The sequence below is a fragment of the Pseudoalteromonas sp. MBR-15 genome (assembly GCF_053628915.1).
This window is the reverse complement of the sequence record NZ_JBRJHH010000018.1, coordinates 1-18,554: the sequence shown is the minus strand read 5'-3', so window position 1 is coordinate 18,554 and position 18,554 is coordinate 1. Positions and strand designations below refer to the sequence as shown.

The following is an 18,554-nucleotide window of genomic DNA, read 5'->3' as shown; positions in this document are numbered from 1 at the left end:
GGGCCACATGGCCCCATTTTTTTAGATAAAACAATATGCCTGAATATCAATACCCGGCCGAACCGGTTTTTTATCAAGAAGAAATAAAGAAAAGTACATTTATAGTGCACATTGCGCACACTCCTGATCTCGCGTGTGCAAAAGCGTTTATTAAAGAAATACAAGATAAATACAGTGACGCGCGTCATAACTGCTGGGCACATGTTGCAGGAAACCCTGGCGGGAGTCATGTTTATGGCTTTTCGGATGATGGTGAGCCCAATGGTACGGCGGGTAAACCCATGCTTAATGTGCTGACAGGTTCAGGTATCGGTGAAATTACTGCGGTAGTAACACGCTACTTTGGAGGAATTAAGCTTGGTACGGGGGGGCTTGTGCGTGCATACGGTGGCAGTTTAAATAACGCTATGCGCGAGCTAAAAACTGTGACTAAAGTACCGAGTGTTGAACTTATAGGGCAAAGTGACTATAGCGCACAAGGTGCAATTGAGCAGTTATTAAAAAGCCACTATCAGGTGTTAAAAATAGACAAGCAATTTGCCGAGAACATTACTTGGCACATTACCATTGATAGCCGCCAAGCAGAGCAGGCAATCACCGATGTACACGAACTTACTCATGGCGCCGTTGAGCTAAAAATGGGAAAAGGATGAGTAAGGAAAATAAATACATAGCGTTTACTTACAATTAAGCCTGTAAGACAATAAACTGTATTAGCTAAATCATTTAATAAGAAAGCGATACGCCTAGATGCAATTTCGTACCATAATAAAAATTCTCGGCCAGCTGGTGGCGTTATTTAGTATCACGATGGTCCCACCGGCACTGGTGTCTTTAATTTATAAAGACGGTGGGGGTGTGCCGTTCGTTCTTGCGTTTATTTTTAGCGTTGTTATTGGTTTAGCTGCATATTACCCAAACCGACATGAGCATGGTGATTTAAAAGCCCGCGAAGGCTTTTTAATTGTGGTGTTGTTCTGGCTGGTACTTGGCAGCTTTGCTGCTGTGCCTTTAGTGTTCTTACAGGAACCAAACCTATCTCTCGCTGACTCGGTATTTGAGGCCTTCTCGGGGCTGACTACCACAGGAGCAACCGTTTTAACGGGGATTGAATACTTACCCAAATCAGTGCTTTTTTATCGTCAGCAACTACAGTGGCTAGGTGGTATGGGGATCATTGTATTGGCCGTCGCTGTATTACCGATGCTAGGTGTTGGTGGTATGCAGTTATACCGTGCTGAAACTCCAGGGCCTGTTAAAGACTCGAAAATGACCCCGCGGATTGCCGATACCGCCAAACACCTTTGGTACATTTATGTGTCGCTGACCATCGCATGTACGCTTGCCTATTGGGGAGCGGGTATGGATTGGTTTGATGCGATTTGTCATGCTTTCTCAACCATCGCCATTGGGGGATTCTCTACATACGATGCGTCTATGGGGCAATTTGACAGCCCATTAATAAACTTTATTTGTGTGGTGTTTTTGCTGATTGCGGCGATTAACTTTTCGTTGCACTACGCTGCGGTCTCCTCGCGCAGTATTCGTGTTTACTTGCGCGACCCTGAATTTAAAGTGTTTTTACTTATTCAGTTAGCGCTAGTGATTATTTGTTTTACGGTACTCTCTTCTAATAATATTTATGCAGATGGTGATGAAACGCTCGATCAAGCAATGTTTCAAGCTGTCTCTATGAGTACTACCGCGGGCTTTGCGACAGATAATTTTTCTGCTTGGCCATTGTTCTTACCTATCTTACTTATTTTTTCGAGCTTTATCGGCGGCTGTGCGGGCTCGACGGGCGGCGGTATGAAAGTTGTAAGGGTTTTCCTTCTGTACTTGCAAGGGATACGTGAATTAAACCGCTTAGTTCACCCGCGGGCTATATACTCTATAAAGCTCGGTCGTAAAGCGCTCCCCGATAAAGTGGTCGAAGCCGTTTGGGGGTTCTTTTCTGCTTATGCACTGGTTTTTGTTATTATCATGCTGGCCTTAATGGGCACAGGCATGGACAATATAAGTGCTTTTTCAGCGACGGCGGCGTGTTTAAACAACTTAGGCCCAGGTTTGGGTGAAGTCGCGGCGCATTATGGCGCGATATCTGATACGGCAAAGTGGTTGTTAACAATCGCGATGGTGTTTGGTCGTCTTGAAATATTCACTTTATTAGTTTTATTCACCCCAACATTCTGGCGCGGTTAAGGTTTTATTTGGTTATTTTTCAAGGAGTAGAGAAACAATGCCAAAAACGCAGCAGCAACTTAATTTAGAAAAACTAACCTATATACCCGCAGGGAGTGTGGTCGATGTTGAAATAATAACTGCGACAGAAAGTAAGCGTGTCAAAATTGAATTTATTGGCTTACTTAACGAGCAGTACATCATACTTAACTATCCCCCTGCAAAACGTTTGCCGAATGCGGGTGACTTTATCAAAGAGGGGGTTATGGTGATTGTTCGGGCTGTTTTAGAAAGCGGTGGTGGGCAGGTTATTGCATTTCGTCAGCAGATAAAAGCCGTTGCTTCACACCCTTGTCGATTGATATTTTTACATTTTCCCCAACAAGTACAACTTTTTAGCTTGCGCAGCGAAGCGCGGATCCCCACTTTGTTTCCCGCCAAGCTTGTTATAGATGAACAGGTATATGAAGGCGTAATTAAAGACATTTCACTTGCCGGTGTGCAATTTGAGATTAACAGCGAGGCCGACCTTAGTCATTTGAAAGCACAAGCGTGTCAGGTGGTGCTCAGTAAACGTGAATTTACAGGCAAGGTATGCAGAGTCCGCAAACGAGAGTCGGGCTATCAGTTTGGTGTGCAGCTCAATACCAGTGAAAATGAAATGAACGTCTTTATGAAAGAGCACCTCATAGACCTTTCGGTATTAGAGATAACGAATTAACGAGCATTGATTCGCCATTTTGCAACAAAATGACTGTTTTTCACTTTTTCTCTAAAAATTAATCAAAAATAATCGATATAAATATATAAAACCCATTTAAATCAGATGATTAAGCGTTAAAAATATTTTTATTTTTTTTGAGGCGTGTTGCCATTCATCTACGGTTTAGCCCCCACACACAATATTTTCTCTGTTTTAGTGACAAAAAACGGCAGATGTCTCTGTTTTTGCTTTTTTAACTTATTGATTAATAGATAAAAAATTTTCTCACCTCATTGCTTGTTGCTAAAAAGCAACAAAATAACAGCCAGTTTTCCCCTAATTTACCACAATATAAATTTAACCTCATGATTTATAGCGTTTTTTAAACTTTGGCATTGAAGTTGAAATAGTTAAAGCGAACACAGAGAAAGTTGATTTAGGAATTAGTCCTCTATCGCAGTTTAGAAAACATTGAAGGAATAGTGATTATGAAAACGTTACACAAAACATGTGCACTTATCGCCCTTGTCGCTTCATCAACTGCATTTGCAGCGGTGGATTTTGAAACGCTAGATGTCGATGGCGATGGAGCAATCAGTAAAAGCGAAGCATCTGTAAGCTCACCGTTAATGAGCCAGTTTAAAGAGCTTGATACCGACGGTAATGGCGAACTATCAAAAGAAGAGTTCGCGAAAGCATAATTTCAGTGTAAGGACACATTGAAAAGGACTTCTTACTTAAAGCTACTATTTGAAGGATTACATTATGAACACAGTAAATAAAACATTAGCCCTTGTGGCACTTATCTCTTCATCAGCCGCATTTGCGATGAGCGATTTCGAAACGCTAGACGTTGATGGCAATGGCGTTATTAGCCAAAGCGAAGCATCCGTCGATGCAGAGTTAATGAGTAAGTTTAGCGAATTAGACACTGACGGTAACGGTGAGTTATCAAAACAAGAATTTTCAAAAGCTTAATGAAATTAAGCAAGCCAAGTTATCTAGCTGATTAGTTCTGAGCTGCCAAAGACAGCCTAAATGGATAAGGGAATCCATGACAAAGAACAACCAGGAGCGTGTGATCAGCTAACACTTTTTTAGTTAAATATTGAAGGAATATGATTATGAAGACAGTAAATAAAACACTAGCCCTAATTGCACTTGCATCTTCTTCAGCTGTTTTTGCTGCCACTGACTTTGATACATTGGATGTAGATGGCGATGGTGTGATAAGCAAAAGTGAAGCATCAGTCGACGCAAAAATCATGTCACAATTTAAAACACTGGATGTCGATGGTGATGGCGTACTGACTGAAACAGAATTTTCAGCGGCCGAGTAACAAAGCCAATTTCCACTAAACAGGGATCTCAGAAACGGACTTCACTCTTTTCAAATTTTGAGGCAGTTATTATGAAACATATCAACACAACATTGGCTATTTTAGCATTAGCAACGTCATCAGCAGCGTTTGCTCAAGGCGTCAGTTTTTCTACATTTGATACCAACGGCGATGGCGTGATCAGCAAAGAAGAAGCATCTGTAAATATGCAGCTTGAAAAACTATTTCCTGAGCTTGATAGCGATGGTAACGGAGAGCTTTCAAAAGAAGAGTTCGCACAGATTCAATAGGTTCGTAACCAGAGACTCTGGTTAACTACTTTCACTTCAAGAGTCGTAAAGCAGCCGTCATGGCTGCTTTTTTATTTTCATGTTTTTGGTCTATAAGAAAATAGCGCTAACTTGGAACAGCTTTTCAACAACCGTGATGTGTTTCTTGTCGATTAGGAACATGATCACATGGTCACCCGACTGAATCACCGTATCATCATGAGCAATGAGTACATCGTCATTACGCACAATTGCACCAATAGTGGTGCCTGCGGGTAGCTTGATATCGGCAATCGCGCGGCCAACAACTTTCGATGTATGTTCATCGCCATGGGCTACGGCTTCAATTGCTTCAGCCGCGCCTTTACGTAATGAATAAACGTTAACGATATCACCGCGGCGAACATGCGTTAACAGAGCTGAGATAGTCGCTTGTTGTGGTGAAATGGCAATATCTATTTCACCGCCTTGAACGAGGTCAACATAGGCGCCGCGTTGGATCAGCACCATGGTTTTTTGTGCGCCCATGCGTTTAGCAAGCATGGCCGACATAATGTTTGCTTCGTCGTCGTTTGTAACAGCAATGAACACATCAACTTGTTCAATGTGCTCTTCTGAGAGCAGTTCTTGATCAGAGGCGTCACCACAGAATACAACGGTATTGTCGAGTAACTCAGAGAGCTGTGCCGCACGTTCTTTATTACGCTCAAGAAGTTTAACACTGTGATTTTTTTCTAGTGAGCGCGCCAAACCTGCACCAATATTACCCCCACCTGCAATCATGATTTTCTTGTATGAGCGTTCAAGTTTTTGCAGCTCGTTCATGACAGCACGAATATGTTTTGTTGCGGCGATAAAGAACACTTCATCGTCAGCCTCAATCACGGTTGTGCCGAGTGGTTTAATTGCTTTACCTTGTCGGTAAATTGCTGCTACACGGGTTTCTACATTGGGAATATGTTCTTTCAATGCCGACAGTGCATACCCAACTAATAAGCCACCATAGTAAGCTTTTACTGCAACCAGTGATAACATACCATCAGCGAACTGCAGCACTTGTAAAGCACCCGGATAGTCTATTAATCGACGAATATACTTAGTCACTAAGGCTTCTGGAGCAATGTAGTGATCAACTGGTAAGTCGTCATTATGGAACAGCTTTTCGCGGTACTTTAAGTATTGCTCTGAGCGAATACGCGCAATTTTTGTGGGCGTATTAAAAATACTGTAGGCGACTTGGCAGGCAACCATGTTCACTTCATCTGAACTGGTTACCGCAATAATCATATCGGCGTCTTCTGCGCCTGCGCGACGCAGCACATCTGGGTGAGCACTGTGACCAGTAACCCCCTGTAGATCGTACTTATCTTGCAACTCGCGTAAGCGGTTACCGTCGATATCAACCACTGTGATCTCGTTTTGCTCACCAACGAGGTTTTCTGCTAATGTGCCGCCGACTTGTCCGGCACCGAGTATGATTATTTTCATGGTGTATTCTTATGAATGTTTTTTAACTAGCTTTGCATAGTAGAAACCATCGCTCTCACCCGGTAGCAATTGCAAGCCAGGTAACGTTGGAGTATCGTTTTCATGCAGTGGTATATGCTCTGCATTGCTGTTGTTAGCAAGAAACGTGGCAACTTGTTGCTGATTTTCTTGTGGTAACACTGAGCAGGTTGCATACACTAACGTACCACCCGGTTTAAGCAGAGGCCAGATACTGTTGAGAATATCACCTTGTAAGTGTGCAAGGTCTTCAATATCTGATGCTCTACGCAACCATTTAATATCAGGGTGGCGACGAATAACACCGGTGGCAGAACAAGGCACATCAAGTAAAATTCGATCGAACTGCTTTTCGTCCCACCAAATATGCGGCTGTGATGCATCGGCACACTGCAAATCAGCGGCAAGGCCAATACGTACTAAATTTTGTTTTACACGCTCTAAGCGTTCACTGTCGCTATCTAGTGCTAATACATCGGCATCAGCAAGCTCCAAAATATGGCAGGTTTTACCGCCTGGCGCTGCACAGGCATCAAGAATCAGCTCATCATCTTGTGGATCTAAAAAACGTGCTGCTAACTGCGCCGCCGCATCTTGAACAGAGCATGCACCTGTTTCAAACTCAGGTAAAGAAAATACATCGCATGGCTTGGCAAGTTTAATACCATCTGGAAAATCAGCATTGAGGCTGTGTTCAATGTCATTTGCTTTGAGCATGTCGCTGTATTCTTGCGTGCTATATTGTGCTTGATTTACACGTAACCACATTGGAGCTTGTTGTTGGTTTGCTTCAAGAATATCTTGCCAGTTATCAGGGTAGGCTGCCGTAACGTGCTTAATAAACCACCCTGGGTGGTTGTATTGGCAAACAGGGATTTGCTTGGCTTTTTCTTCAAGCTCGGCTTGTTCACGTTGGAAACTTCGTAAAATAGCGTTAATTAAGCCTTTTAAACCTAGCGCACGCATTTGTTGTAATGCATTAACGGTTTCACTAATAGCTGCATGCGGTGGAACACGCATATGCTGAAGTTGGTAAATGCCCACATACAGCAAGAACTGGAAAATACGGCGCTTGCCTTTTAGCGGTTGATCTAAAAGTTGCTGACAGTAATTTTCGAGGCTAGGTAAATAACGCAGTACACCGTAGCAAATTTGTTGTAGTAAGGCTTTATCTTTTGGCGATAAACCTTGGCTTGCAAAGGGCAATTCTTGGTTTAACGATGCACCTTTATCAACCACGTTATACAGAGTTTCAGCAGCAAGTGCTCTAACATTACTCATTGTTTTGCCCTAATACTGAGCCAGGTTCAACCCAGTCGCTGCGGCCATTTAAAAAGTCGCTCACTGCCATTGGTTTTTTGCCTTGAGGTTGAAGTAGGGTGATCTTAAGAGCATCTTGACCGCAGGCAACGGTAATACCTTGCTTATCAGCGGCGATAATTTTACCTGCTTCAGCGGTGTGAGAGACGATTTCAGCCTGCCAAATCTTTACCGTTTGACCTGCCATTTGGGTAAAGCAAACAGGCCATGGATTAAAGGCGCGAATATTACGCTCAATTTGTGCTGCGTCCTGGGTCCAATCAATGTTTGCTTCGTCTTTAGAGAGCTTTTTCGCATAATTGGCAAGATTGTCATCTTGTTTTTCAGGCACTATCTCACCGGCAGCAAGGCGGTTTATCGTACTAATGAGCGCATCAGGTCCAAGTGCCGCAAGCTTGTCGTAAAGTGAACTGCTGGTTTCTGCGCTATCGATTGGACAGCGACTAATATGGAGCATATCGCCGGTATCTAAGCCTTCATCCATCTGCATTATGGTTACGCCAGTTTCACTGTCGCCAGCCCAAATTGCACGTTGAATCGGTGCTGCACCGCGCCAACGCGGTAAAATCGAACCATGAACATTTAAGCAACCTAGGCGAGGTGTCTCTAAAACTGCTTTAGGTAGCAATAAGCCATACGCGACCACAATCATGATGTCGGCGTTAAGGGTTTGTAGCTCAGCGAGCGCCTCATCTGACTTAAGAGACTCAGGTTGAAAAACGGGTAAATTATGAGCAACAGCCAGCTCTTTTACTTCGCTTGCTTTTAGTTTTTTACCGCGACCCGCAGGGCGGTCTGGTTGGCTGTACACGCCAACAATGTCATGCTCTGAATCAATCAGTGCTTGTAAATGGCGCGCAGCAAAGTCTGGCGTACCAGCAAAAATAATGCGTAATGGTTGTGTCACAGAAATTCCTATCGATAAACTTATTATTTAGCAGCGAGCTTTGCTTCTTTTTCAAGCTTTTTACGGATACGTTGGCGCTTTAATGGCGATAAATAATCAATAAACAGGGTGCCTTTAAGATGATCAAGCTCATGCTGAATACAAATAGCCAGTAATTCATCAGCATCTAAACTGAATGCTTCGCCATGTTCGTTAAGCGCTTTAACAGTGACTGTTTCTGCACGGTCAACTTTCGCATATGAATAAGGAACAGATAAACAACCTTCTTCGCTCACTGTTGAGCCATCTTTTTGAGTTATTTCTGGATTAATTAATACCAGTGGTTGGTCACGTTCTTCAGAGACATCGATGACCACGATTCGCTGGTGGATATCTACTTGCGTAGCTGCTAAGCCGATACCGTTTTCGTCATACATCGTTTCAAGCATATCTTTGACGATTTGACGAACTTCGTCGTTTACTTCTGGTACTTCTTTCGCGATTGTACGTAAACGCTCATCCGGAAATCTTAAAACTTCTAACCTAGCCATAGTTACCTTTTACACTTGTGATTCATTTAGGGTATTGTATGCTCTTATTTTAGCCATTCGTGTTCACCTTTAACAGGTTTTGGTTGATAATAATCTAAAAACAACACAAGGAAGCCAAATGAGACATCCATTAGTTGCGGCTATGTTAGCCATTAGCTGCGCTTTTACAGCATCTGCTGATGTGTTAACAATAAAAAAAGATGCTCCAAAACAATATGTTGTGAAAAAGGGTGATACGCTTTGGGACATTTCTGGCGTGTATCTCAATGAACCATGGCAATGGCCTGATTTATGGCAAATGAATCCGCAAATTGCTAATCCACATTTAATCTACCCCGGTGATGCGCTCACTTTAATCTACGATAAAGATGGAAATCCGCGTCTCGTGAAGAATGCGCGCTATAAAAAGCTGTCTCCTGAAGGGCGAATAACTCCGAAAGGTAAGCAAGCCGTACCGACTTTACCCCTGGAATTATTGCGTCCTTACTTAAGTTATGAGCAGGCTATTAGCGCGGATGTGATTGCTGAAAAACCGTATATCTTAGGTGCCAGCGTTAATACTAAAATGAACACGATGGATCATATTCTGTACGTAAAAGGGGACTTAAACCTAAATGAAGCGTATGCAGTATATCGTAAAGGCTCTGAGTTAATTGACCCGACTTCACAAGAAGTGTTGGCTAATAAAGCAGAGTTGGTCGCCATTGTGCGTGCATTTAGAAGTGGTGATGTTGCTAACGGGATCCCGGCTTCAGTGAAAATTGAGTTGATTAAACAAGAAATTAGACCAAATGATTTTTTGATGCCAGCAATGGATGGTCAATTGCTGCCGGCATACTTCACAATGAAACGCCCTGATACCACAATGAATGGCACAATTATTTCGTCTGCCACTGAACTTCGTGAATTTAGTACAATGGATATTGTTGTGCTAAATTTAGGGTCAGACCAAGTTAAACCTGGTTTTGTACTTGATATTCAACGTCAGTCTCCAGAAGTGTTTGATGGCGCAAATGGTCCGCGCTATCGCGAAGATTCAACCAGCCTTGAAAAGTTAATCACTGATACGAATGACTTTTTAGGTGTAGAGGCGGACGAAGACAGTAAAGTATGGCATATGCCAAAGGAGAAAGTCGGTGAGCTAATGGTATTTAAGGTTTACGATACCGTCAGTTATGCACTGATTGTAAAAAATCAGCATCCTATTAGAGTTGGAGATTATGCCGTCATAAACTAACTCCTCTGAGGACGCTCTAAGGAGGGAGCATGGAACAGTATTCAGGCAAGCTAGCTCACTGGCTTGCCTTTTATTTATGTAAAGGGATAGGGGTTAAAACCCTTATAGCGCTAAGCCAAAAACACGAACTGAGTGAACTCTTCGCTCTGACTAACGCACAATTGCAGAGTTTAGGCTTAACACAAAGCCAAGCTAGTAACCTCACCAATACCGATTGGCATCAGGTTGAACATTACCAAACCCTTATTAAGCAACAGCAATTAACTGTAATTTGTTACTTTGATGATTGCTATCCGCCTTTATTGAAACACATTGCCAGTGCGCCTTTACTGTTATTTTGTTTGGGTAACGTTGCATTATTAACGTCGCCACAAATAGCAATAGTGGGCAGTCGCAATGCAACGCCTACGGGGTCAGAGATTGCTGCTGAGTTTGCGCATCAGTTGTCATTACTCGGTATGACGATAACGTCGGGTATGGCGCTGGGGATTGATGGAGCAGCGCATAAAGGGGCTTTAGCGGGAAGTGGTAATACAATTGCAGTGCTTGGGACGGGGCTTGATATTACCTACCCTAAACGTCATAAATTATTAACTAAGCACGTGGCAGAACGCGGCTTGTTGGTGTCGGAGTTTTTGCCAGGAACCGCTGCCAATGCGACAAATTTTCCGCGTCGTAATCGCATTATCTCTGGTTTGTCATTAGGGGTATTAATTGTAGAAGCGCAAATAAAAAGCGGCTCTTTAGTCACTGTGCGTTATGCCTTAGAGCAAAATAAAGAAGTGTTTGCAGTACCGGGTTCAATTAAGAACCCTCTCTCAGAGGCGAGTCACTTTTTAATTAAGCAAGGTGCTAAATTAGTTGAAAATGTGAGTGACATTCTTGATGAAGTGAGCTTTTTTTGTGAAAACAGTCTATATAATATAGAACAGCCTATTGCAGATGAACTCGACTGCCCAGTGTTCAAAAGTATAGGGTTTGAGGTAACCAGCGTGGATGTAATAACTCAACGCAGCCAACTACCAATCGATGAAGTACAAGCTCGGTTACTTGACCTAGAGCTCGCCGATAAAGTCGAACGAGTGCTAGATGGTTATATAAGACTTGGAGGACATAAATATGTTTGACATCCTCATGTATCTTTTTGAAAACTATATCCATAGCGAAGCTGAAATCTTCACGGAAGAAAACGAGCTCACCGATGAGTTGGTGCGTGCTGGTTTTAACAAACCTGAAATCTACAAAGCACTTGATTGGCTTGAGCAGCTCGCAGATCTGCAACAAAGTGATGTGTGCCCTTATTTAAATGCGCAGCCACAACATGCTACGCGCATCTACACAGATAGCGAATGCCAAATGTTGAGCACAGAATGCCGAGGCTTCTTAATGTTTATTGAGCAAATCGGTGTCATCAATACAATAACCCGTGAAATGGTTATTGATAGATTGTGCGCCCTTGATAAACCATTTATCCATTTAGAAGATTTAAAATGGGTGGTGTTAATGGTGCTATTTAATGTGCCCGGCTCAGAGCAAGCATATGCGCAAATGGAAGACCTGATCTTTGACGAACCAGCCGACGTGCTTCATTAATGCATTGCCGCTGGCAGAGCATGGTGGCTCGTCGCTTTCGACTTTGCTTGTATCTTTGCTGAGTTTGGGTATATTAAGCGAAAATTAGCCAGCCTCACAGGAATCTTATGAGTAAAATCGACCATTCTCTTTTTTCTGCAGATAAACATGCGTTAGAAAAAGAGTATGAGGTTTGCCCTAAATGTGGTTCTGAATTGGTTATGCGACACTCTAAATCAGGCCCATTTTTAGGGTGCGCCAGTTACCCTAAATGCGACTATATTCGCCCACTTGCTCATCATGACAGCCAGCAAATTAAAGTACTCGAAGACAGTGCATGTCCCGAGTGTACTAGACCGCTTGTGATCAAGAATGGTCGTTATGGTATGTTTATAGGGTGTACAGGTTACCCTGACTGTCACTACATAGCGCATGATGAAGATGCTGACGATGCACCCACTTTGCCCGCGTGCCCTAAGTGTAAAAAAGGGCAGTTGGTTGCGCGTAGCAATAAATTTGGCAAGACCTTTTATTCCTGTGACTGCTACCCTCGATGTAAATACACACTGAACCATAAACCCGTTGCTCAGGTATGCCCAGCGTGCCAGTGGCCTGTTATGACTGAAAAGAAGATGGCCTCGGGTGTTGTGCTACAATGCCCTCAGAAGTCGTGTATGCACAAGCTTATAGAATCTTAATACACTCGTTATTTGCTTAAATTAGGAGAGTTTCTTTGTCTGATCCTGTTGCTCAACCTGCCAATGCCATTGATGCATTACAACAAGGCGGTGTGATTGTTTACCCAACCGAAGCAGTATTCGGTCTTGGCTGTGACCCTGATAATCAAGCTGCTGTAGAAAAGCTACTAGCAATCAAACAACGCCCCGTTGAAAAAGGCTTAATTTTAATTGCTGATAATTATGGTCAGTTATTAAAGTATGTTGATGATGCTAAGATCCCGATGGATAAACGTGCTGATATTTTTTCGCAGTGGCCGGGTGCAATTACATGGGTCATGCCAGCGGCAAAAGAGACACCTAAGTGGTTAACAGGCCAGTTTGATAGTATTGCTGTACGTGTCACTAATCATCCAACTGTTAAAGCCCTTTGCCAGCAGTTTGGTAAACCAATGGTTTCAACCAGCGCAAACTTAACCGGCCAGCCTACAGTGATGAGTATTACGCACGCTAAAAGTGAGTTCGCTGATCGTGTTGATTTTTATGTCGATGAGCCACTCGGTGGCAATAGTCAACCTAGTGTGATTAAAGATGCAATGACCGGCAAAGTATTCAGAGGATAAACATGCAAAGCGAGCTACTCCAACACGTAAAAACATACCTAATGGCCCTACAAGATAGCATTTGTAAGGGCCTTGAAAACGCCGATGGCAAAGCAACATTTGTTGAAGATAATTGGCAGCGCGAAGAAGGCGGCGGTGGTCGTACGCGGGTGATTCAAGGGGGAGATGTTATTGAGCAAGGAGGAGTCAACTACTCGCATGTATTTGGTGCTTCAATGCCAGCATCAGCGACGGCTCATCGTCCAGAACTTGCTGGTCGTAGTTTCCATGCGTGTGGTGTATCGCTGGTGATCCACCCAAAAAACCCACACATTCCAACTAGTCACGCTAATGTACGCTTTTTTATTGCTGAAAAAGACGGGGAAGCGCCTATCTGGTGGTTTGGTGGTGGTTTTGATTTAACACCTTATTACCCTGTTTTTGAAGATGTACAGCATTGGCATCAAGTTGCGCATGATTTATGTCAGCCGTTCGGTGACGGTGTTTACGATAAATATAAAACCTGGTGTGATGATTATTTCTACTTAAAGCACCGCAGTGAAACTCGCGGAGTAGGTGGTTTATTTTTTGATGACCTAAATGAGCTTGGCTTTGAGCAAAGCTTTGCTTTCATGCAAGCAGTTGGTAATGGGTTCTTAGACGCTTATTTACCTATTATTGAGCGTCGAAAAGAGACACCAACAACAGAGCAACAGCGGGATTTTCAACTTTATCGCCGCGGCCGTTATGTCGAATTTAATTTAGTGTGGGACCGAGGCACCTTATTTGGTTTACAAACCGGCGGGCGTACAGAGTCTATTTTGATGTCGATGCCACCATTAGCACGCTGGGAATATAACTATGCACCTGCGGTGGATAGCCCTGAAGCGAAGCTATATCAATATTATTTACGCCCACAAGCATGGCTTAACACAACAGAAGAAGCGCTTATTGCTCGTCAGTGGCAGCTTTAATCGAGTGCTGAAATAACTCTAAACAACTTTGCGTTGTCATTATCTACGGTGGTGACAACGTTTTTTCTGCTTGGCAGCTCTGCCAAAATGCTAAATAAAATTTCGCTTTTCAAAATAGCCAGCTCATGCTCAGAAGTCTTAATGGGAGCACTGATTTGCGTTAGACACTGTGTGTTATCACACGCATAAAAGTCGAGCTTCACTTCATAAAATTCAGGGTGCTGAATCAATGTGTCAAAGCCTTTTATAATGAGCTGTTCATAATCATCACTTTTAGTTGTTTTATCTGAAGTAAGCAGTGAGTTGGCAATAAACTGAATATCATCGTGGTAAAGCAGGTCATTTGAGTAGGCCGTTTCAGTGAAGGGATGTGAATCTCGAGAGAATGAAGCATACAAAACGGCAATAAGCCCAGCACACACTAAACCTGCACACACTAAAAGAGTAGGGGTATATTTCATTTAAACGTCCATATCTGTCGCGAAATAGTGTTCTCTACTCTATCAGTTGTGCATAAAGTGCGCAATTTAGCTTAATTTAAAACGCCTTACTTGCTCATCTAAAGAGCGTGCTAACGACACTAACTCTTCACTGACTTTTTGATTTTCATGGGCATCAACCAAGGAATGTTCGGCATTATCACTAATCGCGACAACACTTTGGTTTATTTCTTCTGCGGCTAAATTTTGCTGCTCTGTGGCATCGGCAATTTGCACGTTGAGTTGGTTTATTTCACTCATCTGTGCTGAGATATCACGCAGTGCTTTTGCCACTTGTTTTACTTGCACAGCCCGTTCATCGGCTTCTGCACTCGAATTATTCATGGTATTGACCGTTTGGGCCGCCTCGTGTTGTAACTTATCAATAGTGCGGCGAATTTCGTCTGTTGAGTCGTGTGTTCTATTCGCCAACGTTCTTACCTCATCAGCAACAACCGCAAAGCCTCGTCCAGCTTCACCTGCACGTGCCGCTTCAATGGCTGCATTCAAGGCCAGTAAATTGGTTTGCTCGGCAATGCTGCTGATCACTTCAAGAACTTTACCAACATCGAGGGTTTGCGCTTGCAATTGTGATACTTGATCTGCGGCTGCTCTTACATCTGCTGCAAGCTGATTAATACTCAGCTCGGTGTGTTCCGCTACTTCTAAGCTTTGCTGTGCAAGTTGGTTACTGTGTTCTGATTTTTCAGACGCAAAGTGAGTGGTATTTTTCACTTCACTTGATGAGCTTTCAAGTTCATTTATCGCAGCAGCCACTGAGTCTGTGCCTTGTTTTTGCTGCAAGATGGCTTGCTCTGTGGCGTCGGCCGAAGCATAGATGCTCTCGGCAGAGTGGATCAGCACTTTAGATGAATGCGACACTTGCGCAATGTTGTCTTTAAAGGCGCTAATCATGTGGTTAAAGCTGGTGGCCAATGAACTTAACTCGTCATTGTGGTCATCATTAATATTGAGGCTCAAATCTTTATTGGTGGTTGCTAAATGCATGGTATGACTGATGATTTTTAATCGTTTTATAAAAATCTTTCTGAATAACATGGCCAGTAGCATAAAAGCAGCAATAAAAATGGTTGATAACAATAAAGTATTCATCAAGGTGTTTTGTGACACTTCATGCTCAATATCAGCCAGTGAATAACTGATTTTTACCACCCCAAGAACATCACCTTCCTGTGCTTGATGGCACCCTAGACAGTTCGTGCCTTTATAATCACGTGTTGCAAACATGGGTTTTAAGTAGGTCATGGTGCTGTTGTTTTTATCGATATACAGCGCTTCGGTGCCTTTTAATGCATCGCGCTCAGCGTCAGTATTCGCTGCTTGGTTCGCATTTCCGGGGCCGTAGAGCTTATTAACAATAGCGCTGCGGATAATGTGCGCGTCTTCAATGTTTTCATGGCTTCTTAATTTATTACTCAGAATTTCTCTGTTTGCCATTGTGCCTGTTAACATCATGGTATTGATAGAGTCAAAGTAGTTATCGGCTAGTAACTTAATATTACTTTCAACGGTATCTTGCGCGAGGGCTTGTTGCTGCTGAGCACTGCTAAATATGCTGGCAAATAAGACCAGCACACCAGTAATTGCAAGCAATGTATAAATTTTAAATTGGATAGACTTCACTTGACGACGCTTCCACTAAACTAAGGAAAGAGTATTATCTTTATTTAGAAAAAGCGTATATTGATATAGCTCAAGCTTAGCTAATTAATGTTGATTGATCATGTGGCTGGCAAGTTGTGAAAGAGACTGTCTTAACCCTTCACGCAATAAAGGATTATCGATTTCGATATCCAGCGTTTTATTCATACAATACATCCATTGATCACGTAGGTCTTGATCAATTGGGAATGGCATGTGACGCTTTCTGAGCATCGGATGGCCGTATTTCTCTACGAAGAGATCGGGGCCGCCTAACCAACCGGAAAGAAATTCAAAAAACACTTGGCGAATTCTATCAAGTGGTTGTGGATGCATATCATATAATGGTTTGGCGTATTCATCACAGGCCATTATGTCGTAGAATCGGTTTGCAATGGCACGAGCACCGGCTTCACCACCAATAATTTCGTAAGGTGTTTTTTCTGGCGTGGGTGTTTCAGGCTCTGCTTTCGATTTAGAAAAAAGTCGTTTAATCATAATATTAATAAAGCTCTACAAGGCAAAGAGGTTGCTTCACTATGGATAAATACGCGGTTTTTGGAAATCCAATAAAACACTCGAAATCACCCGCAATACATAAACAGTTTGCGACCTCATTAGGTGAGCAAATTGATTACAGCGCCATTTTAGCACCAACCGATGCATTTGAAAAAACCGTATCACGCTTTTTCGCTGCGGGTGGCAAAGGTGCTAATGTTACTTTGCCTTTTAAAGAGCAAGCGTATGCAATGGTTGATGAGCTAAGTGAACAAGCGAAAGTCGCCGGTGCGGTAAATACGATTAAACGCCTTGACGATGGTCGTTTATTTGGCGACAACACTGACGGTATAGGTTTAGTGAAAGACTTACTGGCCAATAATGTCACGTTAAAAGCAAAACGGATTTTGTTGATTGGTGCCGGCGGTGCAGCACGTGGCGTAATTCAACCTCTTTTAAATGAGCGTATCGCGACGTTGATCATCGCGAATCGCACTGCCGAAAAAGCACATATGTTAGCTTCTATTTTTGCAGAGCAAGGAGATGTTAAAGGGTGTGCTTTAGATGAAATACCGAATGAACACTATGATATCGTGATTAATTCTACTTCGAGCAGTGTTACAGGTGACTTACCCGGTATTGCTCAAGAGCATGTCGCTCACTGCTCATGTGCCTACGATATGTTTTACGCCAATCACGCCACCGCATTTATAAGCTGGGTTAAAGCCGTTAATCCTAGCTGTATTACACTGGATGGCAGTGGCATGTTGGTTGGACAAGCCGCACAAGCTTATTATATATGGCGTAATAAAATGCCAGAAATACTGCCCGTGGTTGCTGCATTAAAAAGTGGAGAACTCGCATGAACCAAGCGATTCAATTTATAGATAGAGTTGAATACAAGGCACAAGACAAACTGCTTGTGTTTTATGCGCAAGTTAGTGGAATGATGGTCGAGTGTGTTATCGACACGGATAAATATGATTTTGCTGATCAAAGCGGCGCGATCAATTACTTTGAAACACACCGCTTTGACTATGAAGAACTGGCCGAGCAATTAATAGAAGACGAGCAGTACAACTCGGCAGGACAAATAGTATTAACAGAGGTCTTTTAACTCTCTGCTATATATTCATCTTTAAGTTGCACATAATTGTCAGCAGATAATGTTAAAAAGGCACGCTCTTGCTCAGTGAGAGGGCGAGCCTGTTTGACAGGGCTTCCGACATATAAGTAACCAGACTCTAACCGCTTATTCGGGGGGACTAATGAGCCTCCACCAATAATTACATCGTCTTCAACGATAGCGTTATCCATAACAATGGCACCCATGCCAACAAGAATACGGTTGCCTAGTTGGCAGCCATGTAACATCACTTTATGTCCAACAGTGACATCATCACCAATAATAAGTGGATAACCGTCAGGGTTTGACTTACTTGCTCGGGTAAGATGAAGAACACTGCCATCTTGAATATTAGTACGCTCACCGATGCGTATATAGTTAACATCACCACGTGCTGCAACTAAAGGCCACACACTGCTGTCTTTGCCAAGCGTGATATCACCGACTAAAACGGATGATTCATCAATATAAACACTGTTATCAAATGTAGGAGTGATCCCTTTATAAGAACGGATAGTCATAAATTCACCTTAAATCGTCAAAATGCGCAAGCTCTAGTGTAACAGTGAAGTAAGAAAATTCACTAAAAGGCGCTAAAGTTGATTGTTAAACACTCAGTTTTAGGGCGTTTAGCTCAAAAGCTGAGCGAACAGTGCGTTTTTTTAAATTTTATTGAAAAAAGTGCTTGCGTAAAAAATCCATCTCCCTATAATGCGACCCCACTGAGACGGGAGACAGCAACGAAAGACGCTGAGCAACGTAGCAGAGAGTTAAGTAAAACTTCGGTTTTAAATCTTCAAAAGAAAGTTTAAAATTAAGTGTTGACTCTAAAAAATAAGGATGTATTATACGCATCCCTAGCGACGAAGTCGCACTGTTCTTTAACAATATAAAGCAATCATCTGTGTGGGCACTCGTACAGATTGAGTTCTAACAGCGAAGCTACTTAGGTAGTAACGCAAACAAATTTA

Annotated in this window: 24 protein-coding genes; 16 read left to right on the top strand and 8 right to left on the bottom strand. The window is 42.7% G+C overall.

Annotation, left to right across the window (positions count from 1 at the left end):
• Positions 1–35: 35 nt before the first annotated feature.
• The 7 genes from ACSSVW_RS18760 to ACSSVW_RS18730 all read left to right on the top strand — a co-directional run bounded on the left by ACSSVW_RS18760 (position 36) and on the right by ACSSVW_RS18730 (position 4,514).
• Positions 36–653 carry a YigZ family protein gene (locus tag ACSSVW_RS18760; protein ID WP_421419126.1) on the top strand — a complete coding sequence of 206 codons (618 nt, stop codon included), beginning with the start codon at positions 36–38 and terminating at the stop codon, positions 651–653.
• A 97-nt stretch (positions 654–750) separates the two neighbouring features.
• Positions 751–2,202 (top strand): TrkH family potassium uptake protein, encoded by a 1,452-nt coding sequence (locus ACSSVW_RS18755; protein WP_036973674.1) that lies wholly within the window; start codon positions 751–753, stop codon positions 2,200–2,202.
• Positions 2,203–2,239: 37 nt separating this feature from the next.
• On the top strand, positions 2,240–2,902 hold the full coding sequence (locus ACSSVW_RS18750) for a flagellar brake domain-containing protein (RefSeq protein WP_421419127.1): 663 nt from the start codon (positions 2,240–2,242) through the stop codon (positions 2,900–2,902).
• A gap of 470 nt (positions 2,903–3,372) precedes the next feature.
• Entirely contained in the window at positions 3,373–3,585 is a 213-nt protein-coding gene (locus ACSSVW_RS18745) for an EF-hand domain-containing protein (RefSeq protein WP_036973672.1), read from the top strand.
• A 64-nt stretch (positions 3,586–3,649) separates the two neighbouring features.
• Entirely contained in the window at positions 3,650–3,862 is a 213-nt protein-coding gene (locus ACSSVW_RS18740; protein WP_036973671.1) for an EF-hand domain-containing protein, read from the top strand.
• Between the two features lie 146 nt (positions 3,863–4,008).
• Entirely contained in the window at positions 4,009–4,224 is a 216-nt protein-coding gene (locus tag ACSSVW_RS18735) for an EF-hand domain-containing protein (RefSeq protein WP_036973670.1), read from the top strand.
• 71 nt (positions 4,225–4,295) lie between these two features.
• The gene (locus ACSSVW_RS18730; RefSeq protein WP_036973668.1) at positions 4,296–4,514 is read left to right on the top strand and encodes an EF-hand domain-containing protein; all 219 of its coding nucleotides are present in this window, start codon (positions 4,296–4,298) and stop codon (positions 4,512–4,514) included.
• Between the two features lie 90 nt (positions 4,515–4,604).
• On the opposite strand, the gene trkA is transcribed toward ACSSVW_RS18730, so the two are convergent.
• The 4 genes from trkA to def are packed head-to-tail and all read right to left on the bottom strand — an operon-like array spanning position 4,605 to position 8,756.
• The gene (gene trkA / locus ACSSVW_RS18725; protein WP_036973666.1) at positions 4,605–5,981 is read right to left on the bottom strand and encodes a Trk system potassium transporter TrkA; all 1,377 of its coding nucleotides are present in this window, start codon (positions 5,979–5,981) and stop codon (positions 4,605–4,607) included.
• 9 nt (positions 5,982–5,990) lie between these two features.
• A complete protein-coding gene (gene rsmB / locus ACSSVW_RS18720) occupies positions 5,991–7,280 on the bottom strand; it encodes a 16S rRNA (cytosine(967)-C(5))-methyltransferase RsmB (RefSeq protein ID WP_036973662.1) in 1,290 nt (429 codons plus the stop codon).
• On the bottom strand, positions 7,273–8,226 hold the full coding sequence (gene fmt, locus ACSSVW_RS18715; RefSeq protein WP_180311265.1) for a methionyl-tRNA formyltransferase: 954 nt from the start codon (positions 8,224–8,226) through the stop codon (positions 7,273–7,275). Before fmt ends, rsmB begins: the two co-directional genes overlap by 8 nt.
• A 23-nt stretch (positions 8,227–8,249) precedes the next feature.
• Entirely contained in the window at positions 8,250–8,756 is a 507-nt protein-coding gene (def, locus tag ACSSVW_RS18710; RefSeq protein WP_036973660.1) for a peptide deformylase, read from the bottom strand.
• A gap of 118 nt (positions 8,757–8,874) precedes the next feature.
• Between def and ACSSVW_RS18705 the strand changes: the two genes are divergently transcribed.
• The 6 genes from ACSSVW_RS18705 to hemF all read left to right on the top strand — a co-directional run bounded on the left by ACSSVW_RS18705 (position 8,875) and on the right by hemF (position 13,818).
• Entirely contained in the window at positions 8,875–9,993 is a 1,119-nt protein-coding gene (locus ACSSVW_RS18705) for a LysM peptidoglycan-binding domain-containing protein (protein WP_036973657.1), read from the top strand.
• A gap of 29 nt (positions 9,994–10,022) precedes the next feature.
• Complete coding sequence (gene dprA, locus ACSSVW_RS18700) at positions 10,023–11,120, top strand: DNA-processing protein DprA (RefSeq protein WP_421419128.1); 1,098 nt, start codon at positions 10,023–10,025, stop codon at positions 11,118–11,120.
• On the top strand, positions 11,113–11,586 hold the full coding sequence (locus tag ACSSVW_RS18695; protein WP_036973655.1) for a DUF494 family protein: 474 nt from the start codon (positions 11,113–11,115) through the stop codon (positions 11,584–11,586). The genes dprA and ACSSVW_RS18695 overlap by 8 nt, the downstream gene beginning before the upstream one ends.
• A gap of 107 nt (positions 11,587–11,693) precedes the next feature.
• The gene (locus tag ACSSVW_RS18690) at positions 11,694–12,263 is read left to right on the top strand and encodes a DNA topoisomerase family protein (RefSeq protein ID WP_036973654.1); all 570 of its coding nucleotides are present in this window, start codon (positions 11,694–11,696) and stop codon (positions 12,261–12,263) included.
• Between the two features lie 35 nt (positions 12,264–12,298).
• Complete coding sequence (locus ACSSVW_RS18685) at positions 12,299–12,865, top strand: L-threonylcarbamoyladenylate synthase (RefSeq protein ID WP_036973653.1); 567 nt, start codon at positions 12,299–12,301, stop codon at positions 12,863–12,865.
• Positions 12,866–12,867: 2 nt separating this feature from the next.
• Complete coding sequence (gene hemF / locus ACSSVW_RS18680) at positions 12,868–13,818, top strand: oxygen-dependent coproporphyrinogen oxidase (protein WP_454179904.1); 951 nt, start codon at positions 12,868–12,870, stop codon at positions 13,816–13,818.
• Here the strand turns inward: hemF and ACSSVW_RS18675 are convergent.
• From ACSSVW_RS18675 to ACSSVW_RS18665, 3 genes are all read right to left on the bottom strand, one after another.
• Entirely contained in the window at positions 13,815–14,279 is a 465-nt protein-coding gene (locus ACSSVW_RS18675; RefSeq protein WP_454179903.1) for a hypothetical protein, read from the bottom strand. The genes hemF and ACSSVW_RS18675 overlap by 4 nt on opposite strands.
• A 66-nt stretch (positions 14,280–14,345) precedes the next feature.
• Complete coding sequence (locus ACSSVW_RS18670) at positions 14,346–15,941, bottom strand: methyl-accepting chemotaxis protein (protein WP_074989752.1); 1,596 nt, start codon at positions 15,939–15,941, stop codon at positions 14,346–14,348.
• Positions 15,942–16,025: 84 nt separating this feature from the next.
• Complete coding sequence (locus ACSSVW_RS18665) at positions 16,026–16,457, bottom strand: group II truncated hemoglobin (protein ID WP_036973648.1); 432 nt, start codon at positions 16,455–16,457, stop codon at positions 16,026–16,028.
• A 41-nt stretch (positions 16,458–16,498) separates the two neighbouring features.
• On the opposite strand from ACSSVW_RS18665, the gene aroE reads away from it, so the two are divergent.
• Both aroE and ACSSVW_RS18655 read left to right on the top strand, forming a co-directional pair.
• Positions 16,499–17,323, top strand: a complete 825-nt coding sequence (gene aroE / locus ACSSVW_RS18660; RefSeq protein WP_036973647.1) for a shikimate dehydrogenase — start codon at positions 16,499–16,501, stop codon at positions 17,321–17,323.
• Positions 17,320–17,574 carry a DUF1488 family protein gene (locus ACSSVW_RS18655; RefSeq protein WP_036973646.1) on the top strand — a complete coding sequence of 85 codons (255 nt, stop codon included), beginning with the start codon at positions 17,320–17,322 and terminating at the stop codon, positions 17,572–17,574. Before aroE ends, ACSSVW_RS18655 begins: the two co-directional genes overlap by 4 nt.
• On the opposite strand, the gene ACSSVW_RS18650 is transcribed toward ACSSVW_RS18655, so the two are convergent.
• Positions 17,571–18,104: a gamma carbonic anhydrase family protein gene (locus ACSSVW_RS18650; RefSeq protein ID WP_036973645.1), complete on the bottom strand. Its 534-nt coding sequence runs from the start codon at positions 18,102–18,104 to the stop codon at positions 17,571–17,573. The genes ACSSVW_RS18655 and ACSSVW_RS18650 overlap by 4 nt on opposite strands.
• Positions 18,105–18,182: 78 nt before the next feature.
• Here ACSSVW_RS18650 and ACSSVW_RS18645 point away from each other — a divergent pair, with 78 nt between their 5' ends.
• Entirely contained in the window at positions 18,183–18,395 is a 213-nt protein-coding gene (locus ACSSVW_RS18645) for a hypothetical protein (RefSeq protein ID WP_036973644.1), read from the top strand.
• The last annotated feature ends 159 nt before the right edge of the window (positions 18,396–18,554 follow it).

What these genes read in the sequence shown, in the direction of transcription:
- ACSSVW_RS18760 (WP_421419126.1), top strand. Translation starts at nt 36, where the DNA reads ATGCCTGAATATCAATACCCGGCCGAACCGGTTTTTTATCAAGAAGAA.
- ACSSVW_RS18755 (WP_036973674.1), top strand. Translation starts at nt 751, where the DNA reads ATGCAATTTCGTACCATAATAAAAATTCTCGGCCAGCTGGTGGCGTTA.
- ACSSVW_RS18750 (WP_421419127.1), top strand. Translation starts at nt 2,240, where the DNA reads ATGCCAAAAACGCAGCAGCAACTTAATTTAGAAAAACTAACCTATATA.
- ACSSVW_RS18745 (WP_036973672.1), top strand. Translation starts at nt 3,373, where the DNA reads ATGAAAACGTTACACAAAACATGTGCACTTATCGCCCTTGTCGCTTCA.
- ACSSVW_RS18740 (WP_036973671.1), top strand. Translation starts at nt 3,650, where the DNA reads ATGAACACAGTAAATAAAACATTAGCCCTTGTGGCACTTATCTCTTCA.
- ACSSVW_RS18735 (WP_036973670.1), top strand. Translation starts at nt 4,009, where the DNA reads ATGAAGACAGTAAATAAAACACTAGCCCTAATTGCACTTGCATCTTCT.
- ACSSVW_RS18730 (WP_036973668.1), top strand. Translation starts at nt 4,296, where the DNA reads ATGAAACATATCAACACAACATTGGCTATTTTAGCATTAGCAACGTCA.
- trkA (WP_036973666.1), bottom strand. Translation starts at nt 5,981, where the DNA reads ATGAAAATAATCATACTCGGTGCCGGACAAGTCGGCGGCACATTAGCA.
- rsmB (WP_036973662.1), bottom strand. Translation starts at nt 7,280, where the DNA reads ATGAGTAATGTTAGAGCACTTGCTGCTGAAACTCTGTATAACGTGGTT.
- def (WP_036973660.1), bottom strand. Translation starts at nt 8,756, where the DNA reads ATGGCTAGGTTAGAAGTTTTAAGATTTCCGGATGAGCGTTTACGTACA.
- ACSSVW_RS18705 (WP_036973657.1), top strand. Translation starts at nt 8,875, where the DNA reads ATGAGACATCCATTAGTTGCGGCTATGTTAGCCATTAGCTGCGCTTTT.
- dprA (WP_421419128.1), top strand. Translation starts at nt 10,023, where the DNA reads ATGGAACAGTATTCAGGCAAGCTAGCTCACTGGCTTGCCTTTTATTTA.
- ACSSVW_RS18695 (WP_036973655.1), top strand. Translation starts at nt 11,113, where the DNA reads ATGTTTGACATCCTCATGTATCTTTTTGAAAACTATATCCATAGCGAA.
- ACSSVW_RS18690 (WP_036973654.1), top strand. Translation starts at nt 11,694, where the DNA reads ATGAGTAAAATCGACCATTCTCTTTTTTCTGCAGATAAACATGCGTTA.
- hemF (WP_454179904.1), top strand. Translation starts at nt 12,868, where the DNA reads ATGCAAAGCGAGCTACTCCAACACGTAAAAACATACCTAATGGCCCTA.
- ACSSVW_RS18675 (WP_454179903.1), bottom strand. Translation starts at nt 14,279, where the DNA reads ATGAAATATACCCCTACTCTTTTAGTGTGTGCAGGTTTAGTGTGTGCT.
- ACSSVW_RS18665 (WP_036973648.1), bottom strand. Translation starts at nt 16,457, where the DNA reads ATGATTAAACGACTTTTTTCTAAATCGAAAGCAGAGCCTGAAACACCC.
- aroE (WP_036973647.1), top strand. Translation starts at nt 16,499, where the DNA reads ATGGATAAATACGCGGTTTTTGGAAATCCAATAAAACACTCGAAATCA.
- ACSSVW_RS18655 (WP_036973646.1), top strand. Translation starts at nt 17,320, where the DNA reads ATGAACCAAGCGATTCAATTTATAGATAGAGTTGAATACAAGGCACAA.
- ACSSVW_RS18650 (WP_036973645.1), bottom strand. Translation starts at nt 18,104, where the DNA reads ATGACTATCCGTTCTTATAAAGGGATCACTCCTACATTTGATAACAGT.